Source organism: Aeromicrobium sp. UC242_57, from assembly GCF_044452305.1.
Taxonomy (GTDB): Bacteria; Actinomycetota; Actinomycetes; order Propionibacteriales; family Nocardioidaceae; genus Aeromicrobium.
In genome coordinates this window covers 506,185-519,858 of sequence record NZ_JBIOAM010000001.1, presented here as the reverse complement: position 1 = coordinate 519,858, position 13,674 = coordinate 506,185, and the positions used below count along the sequence as shown (strand labels likewise).

The window sequence follows — 13,674 nt, the reverse complement described above, 5'->3', positions numbered from 1 at the left end:
ACGTGACCCGAGCCCTGGCCGATTGGCTCAGCCGATCACTTGGTCACGTGAGTGACGGCCTTGCGAGCCTTCGCGGAACCGACGTAGGTGTCACCGCGGTAGGTGACGGCCACAGTCTTCTTGCCGGGCCTGGTGCCCTTGGCGATCGTGACCTTCACGATCGCCTTGCCCTTGGCGTTCAACCTGACTGTCTTCGACTTCCCGGCGATCTTCACCGTGACCTTGCCGGTCGCCCGCACACCGGGCGCAGCGACCGTGACGGTGTAGGTCGCGGCCTTGCCCCGCTTGACCTTCTTCGGCCCCTTGACCTTCACGGAGGGCTTGGCCTTGGCGACCTTCACCGTGACCTTCTGGGAGGAAGGGTCGAACGCGCCGTCGACACCGGCATATGACACCGACAGCGACCTGACTCCGGGCTTCAACGACGTGCCGGGCAGCTTGAGCGTCGCCTTGCCGTTGGCCAGGGTGGCGGTGACCGTAGCAGGACCGACCTTCGTCGAGACCTTGCCCGTCGGCTTCGCGGTGCCCTTCGTGGCTGCCACGGTGACCGTCACAGATCCTGCCTTGCCGTAGGTCATCTGACCTGCGGTGGCAGACACCTTCGTGCCCGTGGACGGAGTCGAGCAGCTCGGCTGAGGCGTCTTGGCGTCGGCGCCCTCCGCCGAGATGAAGCCGAGCGACTCCGCCCCCAGGCCGAGGACGGCCTGAGCGGACGCGCGCCGCCACTGATCCCGGTTGGTCGAGCCGATTCCGTCCTGCATGGCCGTGGCCCAGCCGTCCGCGTTGTAGGCAATTGCGCCCCGTTCAGCCGAGATCGGGCCGACCGTCGAGCAGCCGATCTGCAGACCCTGGACGAAGCTCGCCGCCTGCTGCCCCGGTGTGTCCTTGCCCGCCGCGAACAGCGCCTGGGCGGCCAGACCGCTCGTGTTGGTGTTGCCCGCACCGAACTGCGACGGGAAACCTTCGGCCGGATTCTGCGTCAGCATCCAGTCCGTCGCACGCGCAACAGCCGGATCGGTCTTGCTCACGCCCGAGGCCAGCAGAGCCTGCACGGCCATTGCGGTGGTGTCGACGTCGGCCGAGCAGCCGCCGCCGAACCCGAACGCGCCGTAGTTGACGTGAGTCGGGACCGAACAGGCCATCTTCTCGAACTTGTCGACCGCTGCGGCAGGAACGCCGTCCTCCGTGCGCGCGAGGGCAAGAATGCCGATCGACGTCTTGAAGGAGTCGGAGGTGTTCTGCCACGATCCATCTGCCTTGACGGCCGAGCGCAGGTCAGCGACCAGGTCGCGCGTCCCGCCTTCGGCCGGGAACTTCGACGCGTCGAGACCGGCAATCTGGAGAGCGAGCACCGTCTTGGCCAAGAAGGGCCATCTGCTCGCCAGGTTCGCCGAGGTGCCGGTGTAGGCGGTTCCCGAGTGATAGATCGCATCAGCCGTCTCGGCGATCTGATCGCCGGCCACGCCAGCGCCTGCGAGGGCGAACACCGCGTCGGCCGTCAGGCCCCAGTCGGTGTTGGCACCATTGCCCAGCACGTCATCATTGGCCGCCAGCTCGCGAGCCAGCCAGGCCGCACCGGCCTTTCTCGCCTGGGCCGTCGACGCTGACACGCTCGGCGCCGCAGGTGCCGCACCCTTGCGGTGCAGCGAGGCCACTGCCGCGTGGAGCGCCTGGGTTGCCTCAACGACAGCGATCTCGGTCGCCTCGACATCGGCGACCGTGGCCTGTGCACCGGCCAGTGCCAGGACGACCTGCGCCCAGCTTGCGGTCGTGTAGTCGCCCGGTTCCTTGGCCTGGGCAGCTGCGATGGCCTGCGTGAGCTCCGGACTTGTCGAGTCCGGCCTTGACGGTCTCGGTGCCCGTGAAGGTGCCGGTGCCTTCAGCATTGACCGCAGCCACCTGGACGTCATAGGACGTGCCATCGGTCAGCCCCGTCAGTGTCCGCGACGTCGCGGTGCCGACGTCCTGTGTCGTCCAGCTCTCGCCGGCATCCTCGGAGATTCGCACGCGGTAGCCCGTGATGGCTGAGCCGCCATCGGCCGGTGCCGTCCACGACGCCTTGATCGAGTTGTGGAGCGGCTTCAGGGCAAGTCCGGTCGGAGCTCCCGGAACGGTTCGCGGCGTGACCTTCTCGCTCGCCGTGTACGCACCGATCGCCGAGCTGTTGAATGCCGCAACCTGCACCTCGTACTCGGTCCCGTTGGTCAGGCCCGTCAGCGTCCGACTCGTCGCAGTACCGAGCTTCTTGGTCGTCCAGCTCGTGCCACCGTCGCTGGAGTAGCGGACGTTGTACCCGACGACAGGCAGACCACCTGTCGACGTCGGTGCAGTCCACGACAGCTCCGCCGAAGCATTGCCGTGCGTCACCTGGAGGCCAGTCGGCGCACTCGGCGCGTCAGGAATCGTCGTGACCTTGTCGCCATGCACGTAGATCGTCGGCAGACCGCCGAAGTGGTACGGACCGATGGCAACAGCAGCCAGGTTGGCCGGCTTGCCCTCCAGGGGAATCTGGCGGTGGAACGGCCATTCGGCGCCGAGGCCACCGATGAACATGTCGCCGTTGAGCGCCTTGTCGCCGGTACCCGTGTAGGTGTAGTTGACGTTGAAGGTCGTGATGGCCGTCTGGTACTGCGTCGCCTCGTTGCTGACCAATGGCGTCGCACCGTCGTAGTACGTCAGCTTGCCCTTGGTGCCGGAGTTGAAGGCCGGGTTGTAGATGCCCGCGAGCTTCTCGACGCCACCTTCGATACCGCTGATCGCGATCCGCGCGTTGTCGCCCGCAACGAACGACTGGCCTGGATTCGTCGTGTTGGTGATCGTCACGTCGACGCCCTTGGCCCGCACGACCCGGTACTGGACCTTGCCGCCCTTCTTCAGCTCGACGATGTTGCGGCCACCCTTGCTTGACCGTGAAGCCACCGTCCGGCGCAGCCTCGTACGTGTTCCAGCCTTCACCCCAGTCACTGACGTTCAGCGGATCGTGAACCCGTACCGTCGTGCCTTCTGCCGGGGTGAACGTGAAGTCGCGTTCTTCGGCGGTCTTGTCGAAGTAGTAGGTGTCGAGCTCGTTCTTGACGTTGATGCCGGTCTCGAACGTTCCGACGTTGTCGCCGACGTTGACGACGGCGACGCCGGTGTTCTGCGGATCGATGCCGTTGAACGACCAGTTGGTGTTGCCGGGCGTGCCGTTGTCGTTGGCCGCCAGGTAGTGCAGCGGGCCGTACGTGATCTTGACGACGCTGACGCCAGGGCTCTCGGCCTTGATACGCAGCTGACGACGGCCGTCCTGACCGATACGTCGGGTCGTGACGCTGTCGCCTGCCACCTCGAACGTGTACTCGGGCTCGATGAAGAGGTTGTTGATCTGATCGAGCTGGGCCTGCTGGGTCCGGATCGTGTCGAGATCGAAACGCTCGCCGACGTCCAGGTTGAGCACCCCGGTGTCGTCCAGATTGGTGTAGAGACCTCGGTTGTCCCCTGCGCCCAGGCCCGGGATCAACGAGGCAGACTCCTGGCGCCCGGCCAACGGGGTGAGATCCAGTGTGTACTGGGCGCCCGCCGTCGCCGCAGCGACCGTGAAGATCTTGGCGACCTTGTCGGTCTGGCCCGGAATCACGGCCGAGGCGATGTGCTGGGTCGTGTACGCGATTGTCGTGGTCGGGACATAGACGTCGTAGTCGTTGTTCGACAGCGCGTCGACCTTCGCCAGGGGGTGCACCGTGTGCTCCGCGAAGTGCTGGGCTGTGCCGTTCTTCCACGACAGTGTGACGTCGGCCCCGTGCGTGACCTTCAGCGAGAGACCGAGGTCGGCGACACCGATCCGGCTGATCGCCGTCTGCAGAGCCAGCCGTGCACCGTAGACCGCCGCAGCGGACGCATCTGCGTCATCATGGACCGTGGTGGCCTTGGTGATCGCGTCCTGCAGCAGGGTCCAACGGAACTCGGCCGCCGCAGCGCCATGGCCGATCGCCTTGGCCTCGTCGGTGACGGTCTCCAGCTCGCCCAGATCCGCGGCGCTGGCCTTTTCGGTGACGCTGGCGAAGTACTGCGAGAACGAGGCTTTGTCGTAGTCGCCCCGGTCTTGGTTCGGAACGACAGCCTTGACGACACGATTGGCCGAGTCGGCATTGTTCGAACCGTTGAACGTCGAGGCGTTGAGCGATGGCTTCGTGGTGTGCAGGAACGTGATGCGCTCGAGCGTCGTGATGCCGTTGAACGTCGTGGGGGAGCCGAAGGTGTACGTCTCGGCAGCGACCACGACGTTGCGAAGCGAGACATTGCCCTGGAACGGATTCGCCACGGTGTAGTTCGCGACGGGAGGCAGGCTGACATCGGTCAGCGCAGTCATGCCGTTGAGGGCGTAGGTCGTCGCGTCCACCGCACCCGACAGGTCGAGCTCTTCGATCGATGTCCCCGCGTACGACGCGTTGCGCAGATCCGCATAGTCCTGAGCGTTCAACGTCCCGGTGATGCTGAGCTTCTTGACGACGCTGTAGTCGTAGTCGCCCACGGTCTGACCGAAGTCGCTCACCAGCTTCTCGCGCAGCTTGGTCAGGGCTGACCCTGCGCAGTCGTCGTGAGGCGAACCCACGCAGACGTCGGCTCTGCGGTGTTCAGCGCTGTGAGCGCAGCGGTGACCTGCTGCTGGGTCGCAGCAGGATTGACGGCGGTCGTCCTGGCCGTTGCAAGTTCTGCGTCAGTTGCCGTAGCGGTCTTGCCCTTGCCGATGCCCCTGATCAGATCGGTCTTGTCGACCTGGGAGAAGTAGGACTCACTCTCCCAGCAAGAATCTGCCAGGCCGAGGTCGCAGCCATAGCCGTACAGGGTGAACTGCCACCGCATGACGTCACCATCGTGCAGAGTCAGTGCACCCGCACCGACCTGGGCCGTCACGTTGTTGACCGTGTACATCCAGCCCGACATCGAGTTGTAGTCGGGCGTGCCGAGGTACGCGTCTCCGTCGGTGCCGGTCAGCCGATCCCGGCTGACTCGTGATGTACGACGGAACGTTCGCGGTTCCCTTGTCGAAGCCCTTGACGCCCGACAGGTACCAGCCGGCGCTGCTGGTCTCTCCAGCGTCCAACGCGGTGAACTGGTGCGATGTCTCGTCCAGGACGCTCTCGGTGACGGCCGCGGCCGTCGAGCCCTCCGGGACCGTCACCTTGACCGGCTCGACGTAGTAGCCCTGTCCGATGTTGTAGCCCTCGAAGGTCACGTAGACCGATATGTCGCTTGCTGCCTGGGCGGCCGGAGCCAGCCCCAGCACGAGGGCAAGTGTGGTGAACGCGCTGATCAGCGCTGCTCCCACTCGGCTGCGACGCCGTCTTTCGATGATGGACCGGGATCCCATGAATTCTCTCCTTGCTCGGACCCCGCAGAGGTAAGGCATGGCAGAGAAAACGTCCCGATCGACGCAAAACTCCGCGTCAGAGAATCTGGCGCGGAGCTGTGATCGAATCGCAGAACGATTCGGCCATGTCCCGCTTTCCGCGGCAGGACTTGGCCAGACACCCTCGTGACAGGTACTCCGACTCGTGGCGCGATCGCTCACGCCACACACGGTTGCGGGACAGCGCCGGATTCTCACCGACTTCCCCCAGCACGAGTGCAACTGGTTACAGCAAGTCACGATCTCCGTGACTCAAGAACGGACCTTAACGCATTCGCGCGTAGTCAGGTCTCAATGTGACCGACGTCCTATTCCAGCCCGCGCCGACGACGACGCTTGGCGGCGATCTTGTCCTCGATCGCCTCGATCCGCGACTCGCGGTTCAGCTGCATCGAGAAGTAGCCGATCCCGACCCCGAGGCTGGGGAAGATCGGCCAGAAGAACAACAGCCCGCCGCTCGCGATGCTCGTGGCACCCCAGATCGCCACGCACAGCCCGGACACGAAGATCCACCCGTTGCGGGCGTCGCGCAAATCGCGCTGGTACTGGGTCACGGCCTGGACCTGCAGGCTGGAGCGGTTGGCCGCCTGCCTCACGACCGGGGCAGGGGTCGCCACGACCAGGTCGGTCAGCAACGCTGCAAGCCCGCCCACGAGGCGGGTGCCCAGGACTTCGGCACTCCGGGCCTCGAACTCGTCGCGGGTCAGCCTGCCGTCGGCATAGGCGTCGCGCAGCACCGTGACAGCATGATCGCGGTCGGCATCGGTCGCCCTGAGCAGCGCAGCGTCCGGCTCGCGAGGATCGGCCGAGAAGCCCGACCAGATCTCCGCGCCCGACGCCATGGGTTCAGACCTCGCGTACCGCGGCGAGGGCTTCGGGCAGGGTGAACGCACCGGCGTACAACGCCTTGCCGATGATGGATCCTTCGACGCCGAGGTCGGCAAGCGTCGCGATGTCACGCAGGTCCTGAAGACTCGACACGCCGCCCGAGGCGACGACGGGCTTGTCGGTCACGGCGCACACCTGACGGAGCAGGTCGAGGTTGGGCCCGGTCAGCGTGCCGTCCTTGGTCACGTCGGTGACGACGTAGCGGGCGCAGCCGTCGCGATCCAGGCGCGCCAGGGTCTCGAACAGGTCACCGCCGTCCTCGGTCCAGCCACGGGCGGCCAGCGTCGTGCCGCGGACGTCGAGGCCGACCGCGATCTGGTCGCCGTACTGGCCGACGACCTTGGCGCACCAGTCGGGGTTCTCGATCGCCGCGGTGCCGAGGTTGACGCGGGTGCAGCCGGTCGCCAGAGCAGCTTCCGAGCGAAGCATCGTCGCGGATACCACCAGAGAGTTCGACCTTGACGTCGAGCCGGCCGATGACGTCGGCCAGCAGCTCGCGGTTGGAGCCCTTGCCGAACGCTGCGTCGAGATCGACCAGGTGGATCCACTCGGCACCATCGGTCTGCCACTGCAGCGCAGCATCGAGCGGGGATCCGTAGGACGTCTCGCTGCCGAGCGCTCCTTGGACGAGGCGCACGGCCTGTCCATCGGCGACATCGACAGCGGGCAGGAGTTCAAGAGTCACGACGTGATGTTATCTGTCGGCGGCTGCACCTACCGTGGCCGGTATGAAACTCATCCTCGTTCCCGGCTTCTGGCTCGGCGACTGGTCCTGGCAGCAGGTGACGCCTGCGCTCGTGGCTGCTGGTCACGACGTCACATCCGTCACGCTGCCAGGGCTCGAGTCGGTCGAGTCCGACCGGTCCGGCATCGGGCTCGCCCAGCACGTCGCGGCGGTGACCGCGCTGATCGACGACGCCGACGACGAGGTGGTCCTGGTGGGCCACAGCGGAGGCGGCACCGTGATCCACGCCGCAGTCGACCAACGTCCTGGCCGGGTCAGCCGCGCGATCTACGTCGACAGTGCGCCGCTCCCCCACGGCATGGCGACCAATCCCGACCTACCGGTCGACGGACCCGACCTGCCCCTGCCGCCATGGGACGTCTTCCGCGGCGACGGCTCGCGCGACCTCGACGGCTTCGACCAAGCCCAGCTCGATGACTTCCGCGCCCGGGCCATCCCACATCCCGCTGCGGCCGCACGTGATCGGCAACAGCCAGCGACGCCCCACGCCGGTTCGACGTGCCCATCACGCTGATCTCGACGACGTTCACCCGCGAGCAGATCGACTCATACCTGCAGGCCGATGAGTCCTACTTCGCCGAGCTGACACAGATCAGCGATGTCACGATCGTCGAGCTGCCGACCGGCCACTGGCCCCGAGCTGACCGAGCCCGACGCCCTCGCGGCCGCGATTCTTGCTGCCCTCTGATGTGACCTCAACCGGTTTTCGATCAATCCCCAGAAAATACCCGGTCGTCCAGTTACAGTCTGTCGCATGCGTACCATCACCCACCTGCTCGTCGGAGGGCTCGCCACCACGGCCATCCTGACCGGCACCGCCGTCACTGCGACGGCCCAGTCCGACAAGATCACCGACAAGCGTGCTGACGTCGTCCAGTACGACGACTTCGAAGAAGACGAAGCCGGAACGATCCTCGATCGTGCCGACAGCCTCGCGAGCGGCATCGAAGCCACCAGCGCGACGGTCAAGCACAGCAAGAAGAGCATCAAGGTCACGATCCGCTTCGCCGACCTGACCCGCCAGGAGGTCCAGGCCGGTGCCGTGGTGCGGGTCAAGGGCTCCAAGCAGCCTCGATACCTCATCTCCAGCATCAGCCGCAAGAAGGTCGCGGTCTACGACCTGAAGGGCGACGAGATGAAGCAGCTGTGCACCGGTAAGCAGACCAAGAAGGCTGGCAAGAAGGGCACCATCACGTTCAGCGTGAAGCGGACGTGCCTCAAGAAGCCCAAGGCCATCAAGGTGCAGACGGGCGTGTCGCGGTTCATCAACTTCGACAACGAGAGCTTCACGATCTACCAAGAGGTCATCTCGTCGTCCCGGGTACGTACGCCTGAGTCGACCAAGTGGCTGAAGGCGAGCTGATCGGCGATGCGCACCCTCACTCATCTGATCGTCGGCGGTCTCGCAGCGACGACGCTGCTCGCCACGACCGCGGTGACCGCCTCGGCCCAGTCAGACACCATCAAGGACAAGCGGGCCGACGTCGTGCAGTACGACGGCTATGGCGATGACAGCGGCACGGTGCTCGACCGGGCCGACAGCATCGCCACCGGAATCGATGCCACCAGCGCGACCGTCAAGTACGGCAAGAAGACCTTGCGCGTCACGATGAAGTTCGCCGAGCTCGGCAAGGGCTCGATCCAGGTCTATGGCGGCATCCGGGTCAAGGGCAGCAAGAGCTGGCCGACCTACCAGATCATCAGCGACGGCTCCAAGCGGCGAGTCGCGGTCTACAACCGCAACTACTCCAAGTTCTTGTGCACCGGCAAGCTGACCCGCAAGAACGGCACGCGGGGGCAGCATCACCTACCGGATCGCCAACTCCTGCTTCAACAAGCCCAAGGGCATCAAGGTGCAGACCGGCCTGTACGGCTTCGTCGGCGACCGCGAGAACGCTGACGTCACGATCTACGACGAGTCGATCTCGTCGAACAAGGTCCGCTCGACCAGCAACACCAAGTGGCTCAAGGCCAGCTGAGCCCTCTCGCGGCGCTCTGATCGGCTCGGACCTGGTCAGATCAGAGCGTTGCGATCCAGTTCTGCAGCAACCGGCGACCGGCGTCACCCGACTTCTCAGGGTGGAACTGCGTTGCCCACAACGGGCCGTCCTCGACTGCCGACACGAACCGGTCGCCGCCGTACTCAGTCCAGGTGACCTGCGCCTCCGGCAGAGCCGGCGGTCGGCTGAGCACCCAGTCCCGCAGCCCGTAGGAGTGCACGAAGTAGAACCGTTCGTCCTCGATGCCGGCGAACATCCGCGAGCCCTTGGCAGCACCGCCCGGTACGACGGTGTTCCAGCCCATGTGCGGGACGATCGGCGCCTGCAGCCGCTCGATGACGCCAGGCCACTCGCCGCAGCCCTGCGTCTGCACGCCGTGCTCGATGCCCTCACCGAACAGGATCTGCATGCCCACGCAGATGCCCAGCACCGGCTTGGACGCGATGAGACGCCGTTCGATCAACCGCACACCATCGACGGCCTCAAGCCCGCGCATGCACGCCTCGAAGGCGCCCACACCAGGAACCAGCAGGCCATCGGCCTCGGCGACCTTGCGCGGATCGCTGGTCAGCTCGACCTGCGCGCCAGCCCGCTCGACCGCGCGGACGGCCGAGCGGACATTGCCCGAGCCATAGTCGAGAACCGCGACGAGGGGCAAGGTCACAGAGCGCCCTTGGTGCTGGGGATGCCGGACTCACGCGGATCGATCGCGATCGCCTCGCGCAGCGCACGGGCGACAGCCTTGAACTGGGCCTCGGCGATGTGGTGCGGATCGCGTCCGTCGATCAACCGCACGTGCATCGTCATGGCCGCGTGGTGAGCGATCGACTCCAGGACGTGCGCGGTCAGCGAGCCGGAGTACTGGCCGCCGATGATCGCGGTGATCTGACGTTCGGGTTCGCCGCTGTGCACGAAGTAGGGACGTCCGGAGACGTCGACGACTGCCTGCGCGATCGACTCGTCGAGCGGCACCAGAGCATCGCCGTAGCGCTTGATGCCGATCTTGTCGCCGAGCGCCTCACGGATCGCCTGTCCGAGACAGATCGCGGTGTCCTCGACCGTGTGGTGCGCGTCGATGTGCAGATCGCCCTCGGTCTTGACCGTCAGGTCGATCAGCGAGTGCCGCGAGAACGCGGTCAGCATGTGGTCGTAGAAGCCGACACCGGTCGAGATGTCGTTGGCACCGGTGCCATCGAGGTCGACCTCGACCACGACATGAGACTCAGAGGTCTTCCGCTCGATGCGTGACGTACGGCTCATGTCGCGACTACCTCTTTCAAAGCGCCATAGAAGGCTTGCATGTCGGCCGGCGTGCCCACAGACACCCGCAGCCATTGATCGGGACCAGTCTCCCGTATGAGCACTCCGCGGTCGACAAGGCCCTGCCAGACGGCGTGGCGATCGGCGAACTTGCCGAACAGCACGAAGTTGGCGTCGGACTCGGCCACCTCGTAGCCCTGTCCGCGAAGCCACACGGCGAGCTCGTCGCGAGTCGTGCGCAGCTCGTCGACGCGGGCCAGGAGCTCGTCGGCGTGGCGCAGCGCGGCGCTCGCAGCGGCCTGTGTCACCGCCGACAGGTGATAGGGCAGACGCACGATGCGCAACGCGTCGACGATCGCCGCATCGGCGGCGAGATAGCCCAGCCGGCCGCCCGCCAGCGCGAACGCCTTGCTCATGGTGCGGGTCACCAGCAGGCGCGGGTACTCCCCCAGCACGTCGAGCGCGCTCGGAGTGCCCTCACGCCGGAACTCCGCATAGGCCTCGTCGACGACGACGACACCTGGCGCGGCCTCGGCGATCGCCCGGATCGTGTCGAGCGGCAACGCCGTGCCGGTCGGGTTGTTGGGCGAGGTCAGCAGCACGACGTCGGGCTTCTCGGTGGCGATGAGTGTCAGCGCCCGATCGAGGTCGACCGTGAAGTCCTCCTCACGCTGCCCGGCCACCCAGCGCGTGTGGGTGTCACGGGCGTACTCGGGTACATCGAGTACGTCGGTGCGAACGACACGGCCGTGCGTCCCGGACCGCCGAAGGCCTGGAGGATGTGCAGCATGACCTCGTTGGAGCCGTTGCCGGCCCACACCTGGTCACTGGTCAGCCCGTGGCCCAGGTAGGTCGCCAGATCGGCACGCAGCTGCGTCGCATCGCGGTCGGGATAGCGGTTCAGGCCGAGTGCGGCGACGCGCACCGACTCGGCGATGTCAGCGGCCACCGCAGCGCTCGGCGCATACGGGTTCTCGTTGACGTTGAGGCTGATGACGTCGGGGATCTGCGGGGCGCCGTACGGCTCGAAGCCTCGCAGGTCCTCGCGAATCGGGACCCAGGCAGGAAGTGGCATCAGCGCGACGTCCTGATCGACACGGCGGCGCCGTGCGAGGGCAGATTCTCGGCCTCCGCCAGCGTCACGACGTGATCTCCGACCTCTCGCAGTGCAGCCTCGTCATAGGTCACGACGTGCATGTTCTTGCAGAAGGCACGCACCGACAGACCTGACGAGTGACATGCGCACCCGGCCGTGGGCAGCACGTGATTGGAACCGGCGGCATAGTCGCCGAGCGAGACCGGGGTGAACGATCCCACGAAGACCGCACCGGCGTTGACGATGCGTGCGGCGACCGCGCCGGCGTCGGCGGTGTGGATCTCGAGGTGCTCGGCCGCGTAGCCGTTCGCGACGTCGATCGCCTGGTCGACGTCACGCACCAGCACGGTCGCGGACTGGGTGCCCTCCAGCGCGATCGTGATGCGTTCGGCGTGCTTGGCAGCCGCGACCTGCGTCGTCAGCTCGGCCTCGACCGCCGTCGCCAGTGCTTCGTCGTCGGTGATCAGGACGCTGGCCGCCATGGGGTCGTGCTCGGCCTGGCTGATCAGGTCGGCTGCCACGAACGCCGCGTCGGCCGTGCCGTCGGCGATGATCGCGATCTCGGTCGGCCCAGCTTCGGCGTCGATGCTGACAGTTCCCTGCAGATAGCGCTTGGCCGCTGCGACGTAGATGTTGCCCGGGCCCGTGATCAGGTTGACGGGCCGGCAGTCGACGCCAGCATCGGACGACGCGCCGTAGGCGAACATCGCCAGCGCCTGGGCGCCGCCGGCGGCGTACACCTCGTCGATGCCGAGCAGCGCGCACGCAGCAAGGATCGTGGGGTGCGGGGAGACCGCCGAACTCCACCTGCGGCGGGCTGGCCAGAGCGATGCCCGGCACGCCGGCGACCTGCGCGGGGACAGCGTTCATGATGACGGTGCTGACCAGCGGCGCCAGCCCGCCGGGGACGTACAGGCCGACCCGTTGCATCGGCACGATGCGGCGTTCGACAACAGCCCCTGGGGCGACGGTGGTCGTCAGGGACTCCTCGAGCTCGGCCTCGCACGTCTGACGCAGGCGCCGGATCGACTCTTCGAGACCAGCGCGGATGTCGTCGGGGAGGTCAGCCAGCGCCGAGGCCAGCGCGTCGGCCGGAACTCGCAGCTGGGTCGGACGCACCTGGTCGAACCGCTCCCCCGCATCCAGCACGGCTGCGGTGCCACGCGCACGCACGTCCTCGCAGATGGGACGCACCGCCGCCAGCGCATGCTCGACATCGACCTCGGCACGCGGCACGGCCGCACCGTAGACAGCCGCAGCTTCGGCGGCCACCGGGTCAAGTTCACGCAGGTCGATTCGTCTCATCACGACGCCAAGTCTACGGACCCATTACGGTGGGCTTGTGGCCGCCAACAAGAAGCCCACCGACGCAACCCCGGCATTCATCGCGCTCCATCGGGCGAATGTCCCTTTCACGCCGCACTCGTACGTCCACGACCCTCGTGCGGAGTCCTTCGGGATGGAGGCTGCCCGAGCGCTCGGCGTCGAGCCCGGACGGGTCTTCAAGACCTTGATGGCGCTGATCGACGGCGAGCTGTGCGTCGGTGTCGTGCCGGTCATGGGCTCGCTCGACCTCAAGGCGCTGGCCGATGCGCTCGGCGGCAAGCGGGCACAGATGGCCGACACCGGCCAGGCTCAACGGGCCACCGGCTACGTCATCGGCGGGATCTCCCCCATCGGGCAGAAGAAGGCCCACCGGACCGTGATCGACAAGTCGGCTGCCCAGTGGCCGACGATCTTCGTCTCCGGCGGGCGACGCGGCCTGGAGGCCGAACTTCAGCCCGCCGACCTGGTGCACATGACCCGAGCCGTCGTGGCACGGATCGCGCGCTAGATCTCGCGACGGTCGGCGCTGATAGCCAGCACCACGCCCAGCAGCGCCGCGATCGGCCACACCAGGAACGGCACGACGGTGTCGATCGCCAGCTGGGCAGGAACCTTGTCGCCCACCGCGCTGACCGACACGGAGGACGGATCGGGAGGGCCGAGCTCGACGCCGACCCGCCAGGCGATGACAGCTGCCACCAGCGCCAAGACGACGACGAACGGCGTGACGGCCCAGCCGAGCCCCGAACACGACCGACCTGCCACGGCTCCGAGCAGCAGCGAGCCGATCGCGCCGACGATCACGAAGGTCACGATGACCGAGAACTGCCCTTGGGCTCCCGCCTCGGTGAGCACGAGGCCGTTGCTGCGGGCCTCCCACTGTGCCGGGCTGGCCAGCCACAGCCAGGCCAGGCCACCGACGAGTCCAAGGCCCAGGAACGCCCACGTGGTCAAGAGCAGCCTGCGCCGA

At 66.7% G+C, this 13,674-nt stretch carries 15 protein-coding genes, 3 pseudogenes and 1 riboswitch; of the genes and pseudogenes, 6 read left to right on the top strand and 12 right to left on the bottom strand.

The window, feature by feature from the left end:
• Positions 1 to 35: 35 nt before the first annotated feature.
• The 7 genes and pseudogenes from ACHMWU_RS03490 to priA form a co-directional block, all read right to left on the bottom strand.
• Positions 36 to 761 carry an Ig-like domain repeat protein gene (locus ACHMWU_RS03490; RefSeq protein ID WP_396041851.1) on the bottom strand — a complete coding sequence of 242 codons (726 nt, stop codon included), beginning with the start codon at positions 759 to 761 and terminating at the stop codon, positions 36 to 38.
• Positions 762 to 1,680: 919 nt separating this feature from the next.
• Positions 1,681 to 2,427, bottom strand: a complete 747-nt coding sequence (locus ACHMWU_RS03485) for a fibronectin type III domain-containing protein (RefSeq protein ID WP_396041659.1) — start codon at positions 2,425 to 2,427, stop codon at positions 1,681 to 1,683.
• Positions 2,396 to 4,591: a hypothetical protein gene (locus tag ACHMWU_RS03480; RefSeq protein WP_396041658.1), complete on the bottom strand. Its 2,196-nt coding sequence runs from the start codon at positions 4,589 to 4,591 to the stop codon at positions 2,396 to 2,398. The genes ACHMWU_RS03485 and ACHMWU_RS03480 overlap by 32 nt, the downstream gene beginning before the upstream one ends.
• Positions 4,552 to 4,911 (bottom strand): DUF4430 domain-containing protein, encoded by a 360-nt coding sequence (locus tag ACHMWU_RS03475; RefSeq protein ID WP_396041657.1) that lies wholly within the window; start codon positions 4,909 to 4,911, stop codon positions 4,552 to 4,554. Before ACHMWU_RS03475 ends, ACHMWU_RS03480 begins: the two co-directional genes overlap by 40 nt.
• A complete protein-coding gene (locus ACHMWU_RS03470; RefSeq protein ID WP_396041656.1) occupies positions 4,847 to 5,350 on the bottom strand; it encodes a hypothetical protein in 504 nt (167 codons plus the stop codon). The genes ACHMWU_RS03475 and ACHMWU_RS03470 overlap by 65 nt, the downstream gene beginning before the upstream one ends.
• 149 nt (positions 5,351 to 5,499) lie before the next feature.
• Positions 5,500 to 5,645: riboswitch (cobalamin riboswitch) on the bottom strand.
• Positions 5,646 to 5,697: 52 nt separating this feature from the next.
• Positions 5,698 to 6,231, bottom strand: coding sequence for a DUF1707 domain-containing protein (locus ACHMWU_RS03465; RefSeq protein ID WP_396041655.1), 534 nt, complete (start codon positions 6,229 to 6,231; stop codon positions 5,698 to 5,700).
• Positions 6,232 to 6,235: 4 nt separating this feature from the next.
• Positions 6,236 to 6,962 (bottom strand): annotated as a pseudogene (gene priA, locus ACHMWU_RS03460) (bifunctional 1-(5-phosphoribosyl)-5-((5-phosphoribosylamino)methylideneamino)imidazole-4-carboxamide isomerase/phosphoribosylanthranilate isomerase PriA).
• A gap of 43 nt (positions 6,963 to 7,005) precedes the next feature.
• Here priA and ACHMWU_RS03455 point away from each other — a divergent pair.
• The 5 genes from ACHMWU_RS03455 to ACHMWU_RS03435 all read left to right on the top strand — a co-directional run bounded on the left by ACHMWU_RS03455 (position 7,006) and on the right by ACHMWU_RS03435 (position 9,001).
• Positions 7,006 to 7,536: an alpha/beta fold hydrolase gene (locus ACHMWU_RS03455; RefSeq protein WP_396041654.1), complete on the top strand. Its 531-nt coding sequence runs from the start codon at positions 7,006 to 7,008 to the stop codon at positions 7,534 to 7,536.
• Positions 7,521 to 7,715, top strand: a complete 195-nt coding sequence (locus ACHMWU_RS03450) for a hypothetical protein (RefSeq protein WP_396041653.1) — start codon at positions 7,521 to 7,523, stop codon at positions 7,713 to 7,715. The genes ACHMWU_RS03455 and ACHMWU_RS03450 overlap by 16 nt, the downstream gene beginning before the upstream one ends.
• A gap of 61 nt (positions 7,716 to 7,776) precedes the next feature.
• Positions 7,777 to 8,385 (top strand): hypothetical protein, encoded by a 609-nt coding sequence (locus tag ACHMWU_RS03445; RefSeq protein ID WP_396041652.1) that lies wholly within the window; start codon positions 7,777 to 7,779, stop codon positions 8,383 to 8,385.
• Between the two features lie 6 nt (positions 8,386 to 8,391).
• A complete protein-coding gene (locus ACHMWU_RS03440) occupies positions 8,392 to 8,922 on the top strand; it encodes a hypothetical protein (protein ID WP_396041651.1) in 531 nt (176 codons plus the stop codon).
• The gene (locus ACHMWU_RS03435) at positions 8,876 to 9,001 is read left to right on the top strand and encodes a hypothetical protein (protein ID WP_396041650.1); all 126 of its coding nucleotides are present in this window, start codon (positions 8,876 to 8,878) and stop codon (positions 8,999 to 9,001) included. Before ACHMWU_RS03440 ends, ACHMWU_RS03435 begins: the two co-directional genes overlap by 47 nt.
• Before the next feature lie 40 nt (positions 9,002 to 9,041).
• On the opposite strand, the gene hisH is transcribed toward ACHMWU_RS03435, so the two are convergent.
• The 4 genes and pseudogenes from hisH to hisD all read right to left on the bottom strand — a co-directional run bounded on the left by hisH (position 9,042) and on the right by hisD (position 12,686).
• Positions 9,042 to 9,686: an imidazole glycerol phosphate synthase subunit HisH gene (hisH, locus tag ACHMWU_RS03430; protein WP_396041649.1), complete on the bottom strand. Its 645-nt coding sequence runs from the start codon at positions 9,684 to 9,686 to the stop codon at positions 9,042 to 9,044.
• A complete protein-coding gene (hisB, locus tag ACHMWU_RS03425) occupies positions 9,683 to 10,282 on the bottom strand; it encodes an imidazoleglycerol-phosphate dehydratase HisB (protein ID WP_396041648.1) in 600 nt (199 codons plus the stop codon). Before hisB ends, hisH begins: the two co-directional genes overlap by 4 nt.
• Positions 10,279 to 11,357 (bottom strand): annotated as a pseudogene (locus ACHMWU_RS03420) (histidinol-phosphate transaminase). Before ACHMWU_RS03420 ends, hisB begins: the two are co-directional and overlap by 4 nt.
• Positions 11,357 to 12,686, bottom strand: a pseudogene (gene hisD, locus ACHMWU_RS03415) (histidinol dehydrogenase). The pseudogenes ACHMWU_RS03420 and hisD overlap by 1 nt, the downstream one beginning before the upstream one ends.
• Positions 12,687 to 12,720: 34 nt before the next feature.
• On the opposite strand from hisD, the gene ybaK reads away from it, so the two are divergent.
• Entirely contained in the window at positions 12,721 to 13,212 is a 492-nt protein-coding gene (gene ybaK, locus ACHMWU_RS03410) for a Cys-tRNA(Pro) deacylase (RefSeq protein ID WP_396041647.1), read from the top strand.
• On the opposite strand, the gene ACHMWU_RS03405 is transcribed toward ybaK, so the two are convergent.
• Positions 13,209 to 13,658: a hypothetical protein gene (locus tag ACHMWU_RS03405; RefSeq protein ID WP_396041646.1), complete on the bottom strand. Its 450-nt coding sequence runs from the start codon at positions 13,656 to 13,658 to the stop codon at positions 13,209 to 13,211. The two genes, ybaK and ACHMWU_RS03405, sit on opposite strands and share 4 nt — an antisense overlap.
• Positions 13,659 to 13,674: the final 16 nt, after the last annotated feature.

Coding starts and splice junctions, on each gene's coding strand:
- ACHMWU_RS03490 (WP_396041851.1), bottom strand. CDS start 761: ATGCAGGACGGAATCGGCTCGACCAACCGGGATCAGTGGCGGCGCGCG.
- ACHMWU_RS03475 (WP_396041657.1), bottom strand. CDS start 4,911: ATGTACACGGTCAACAACGTGACGGCCCAGGTCGGTGCGGGTGCACTG.
- ACHMWU_RS03470 (WP_396041656.1), bottom strand. CDS start 5,350: ATGGGATCCCGGTCCATCATCGAAAGACGGCGTCGCAGCCGAGTGGGA.
- ACHMWU_RS03465 (WP_396041655.1), bottom strand. CDS start 6,231: ATGGCGTCGGGCGCGGAGATCTGGTCGGGCTTCTCGGCCGATCCTCGC.
- ACHMWU_RS03455 (WP_396041654.1), top strand. CDS start 7,006: ATGAAACTCATCCTCGTTCCCGGCTTCTGGCTCGGCGACTGGTCCTGG.
- ACHMWU_RS03445 (WP_396041652.1), top strand. CDS start 7,777: ATGCGTACCATCACCCACCTGCTCGTCGGAGGGCTCGCCACCACGGCC.
- ACHMWU_RS03440 (WP_396041651.1), top strand. CDS start 8,392: ATGCGCACCCTCACTCATCTGATCGTCGGCGGTCTCGCAGCGACGACG.
- hisB (WP_396041648.1), bottom strand. CDS start 10,282: ATGAGCCGTACGTCACGCATCGAGCGGAAGACCTCTGAGTCTCATGTC.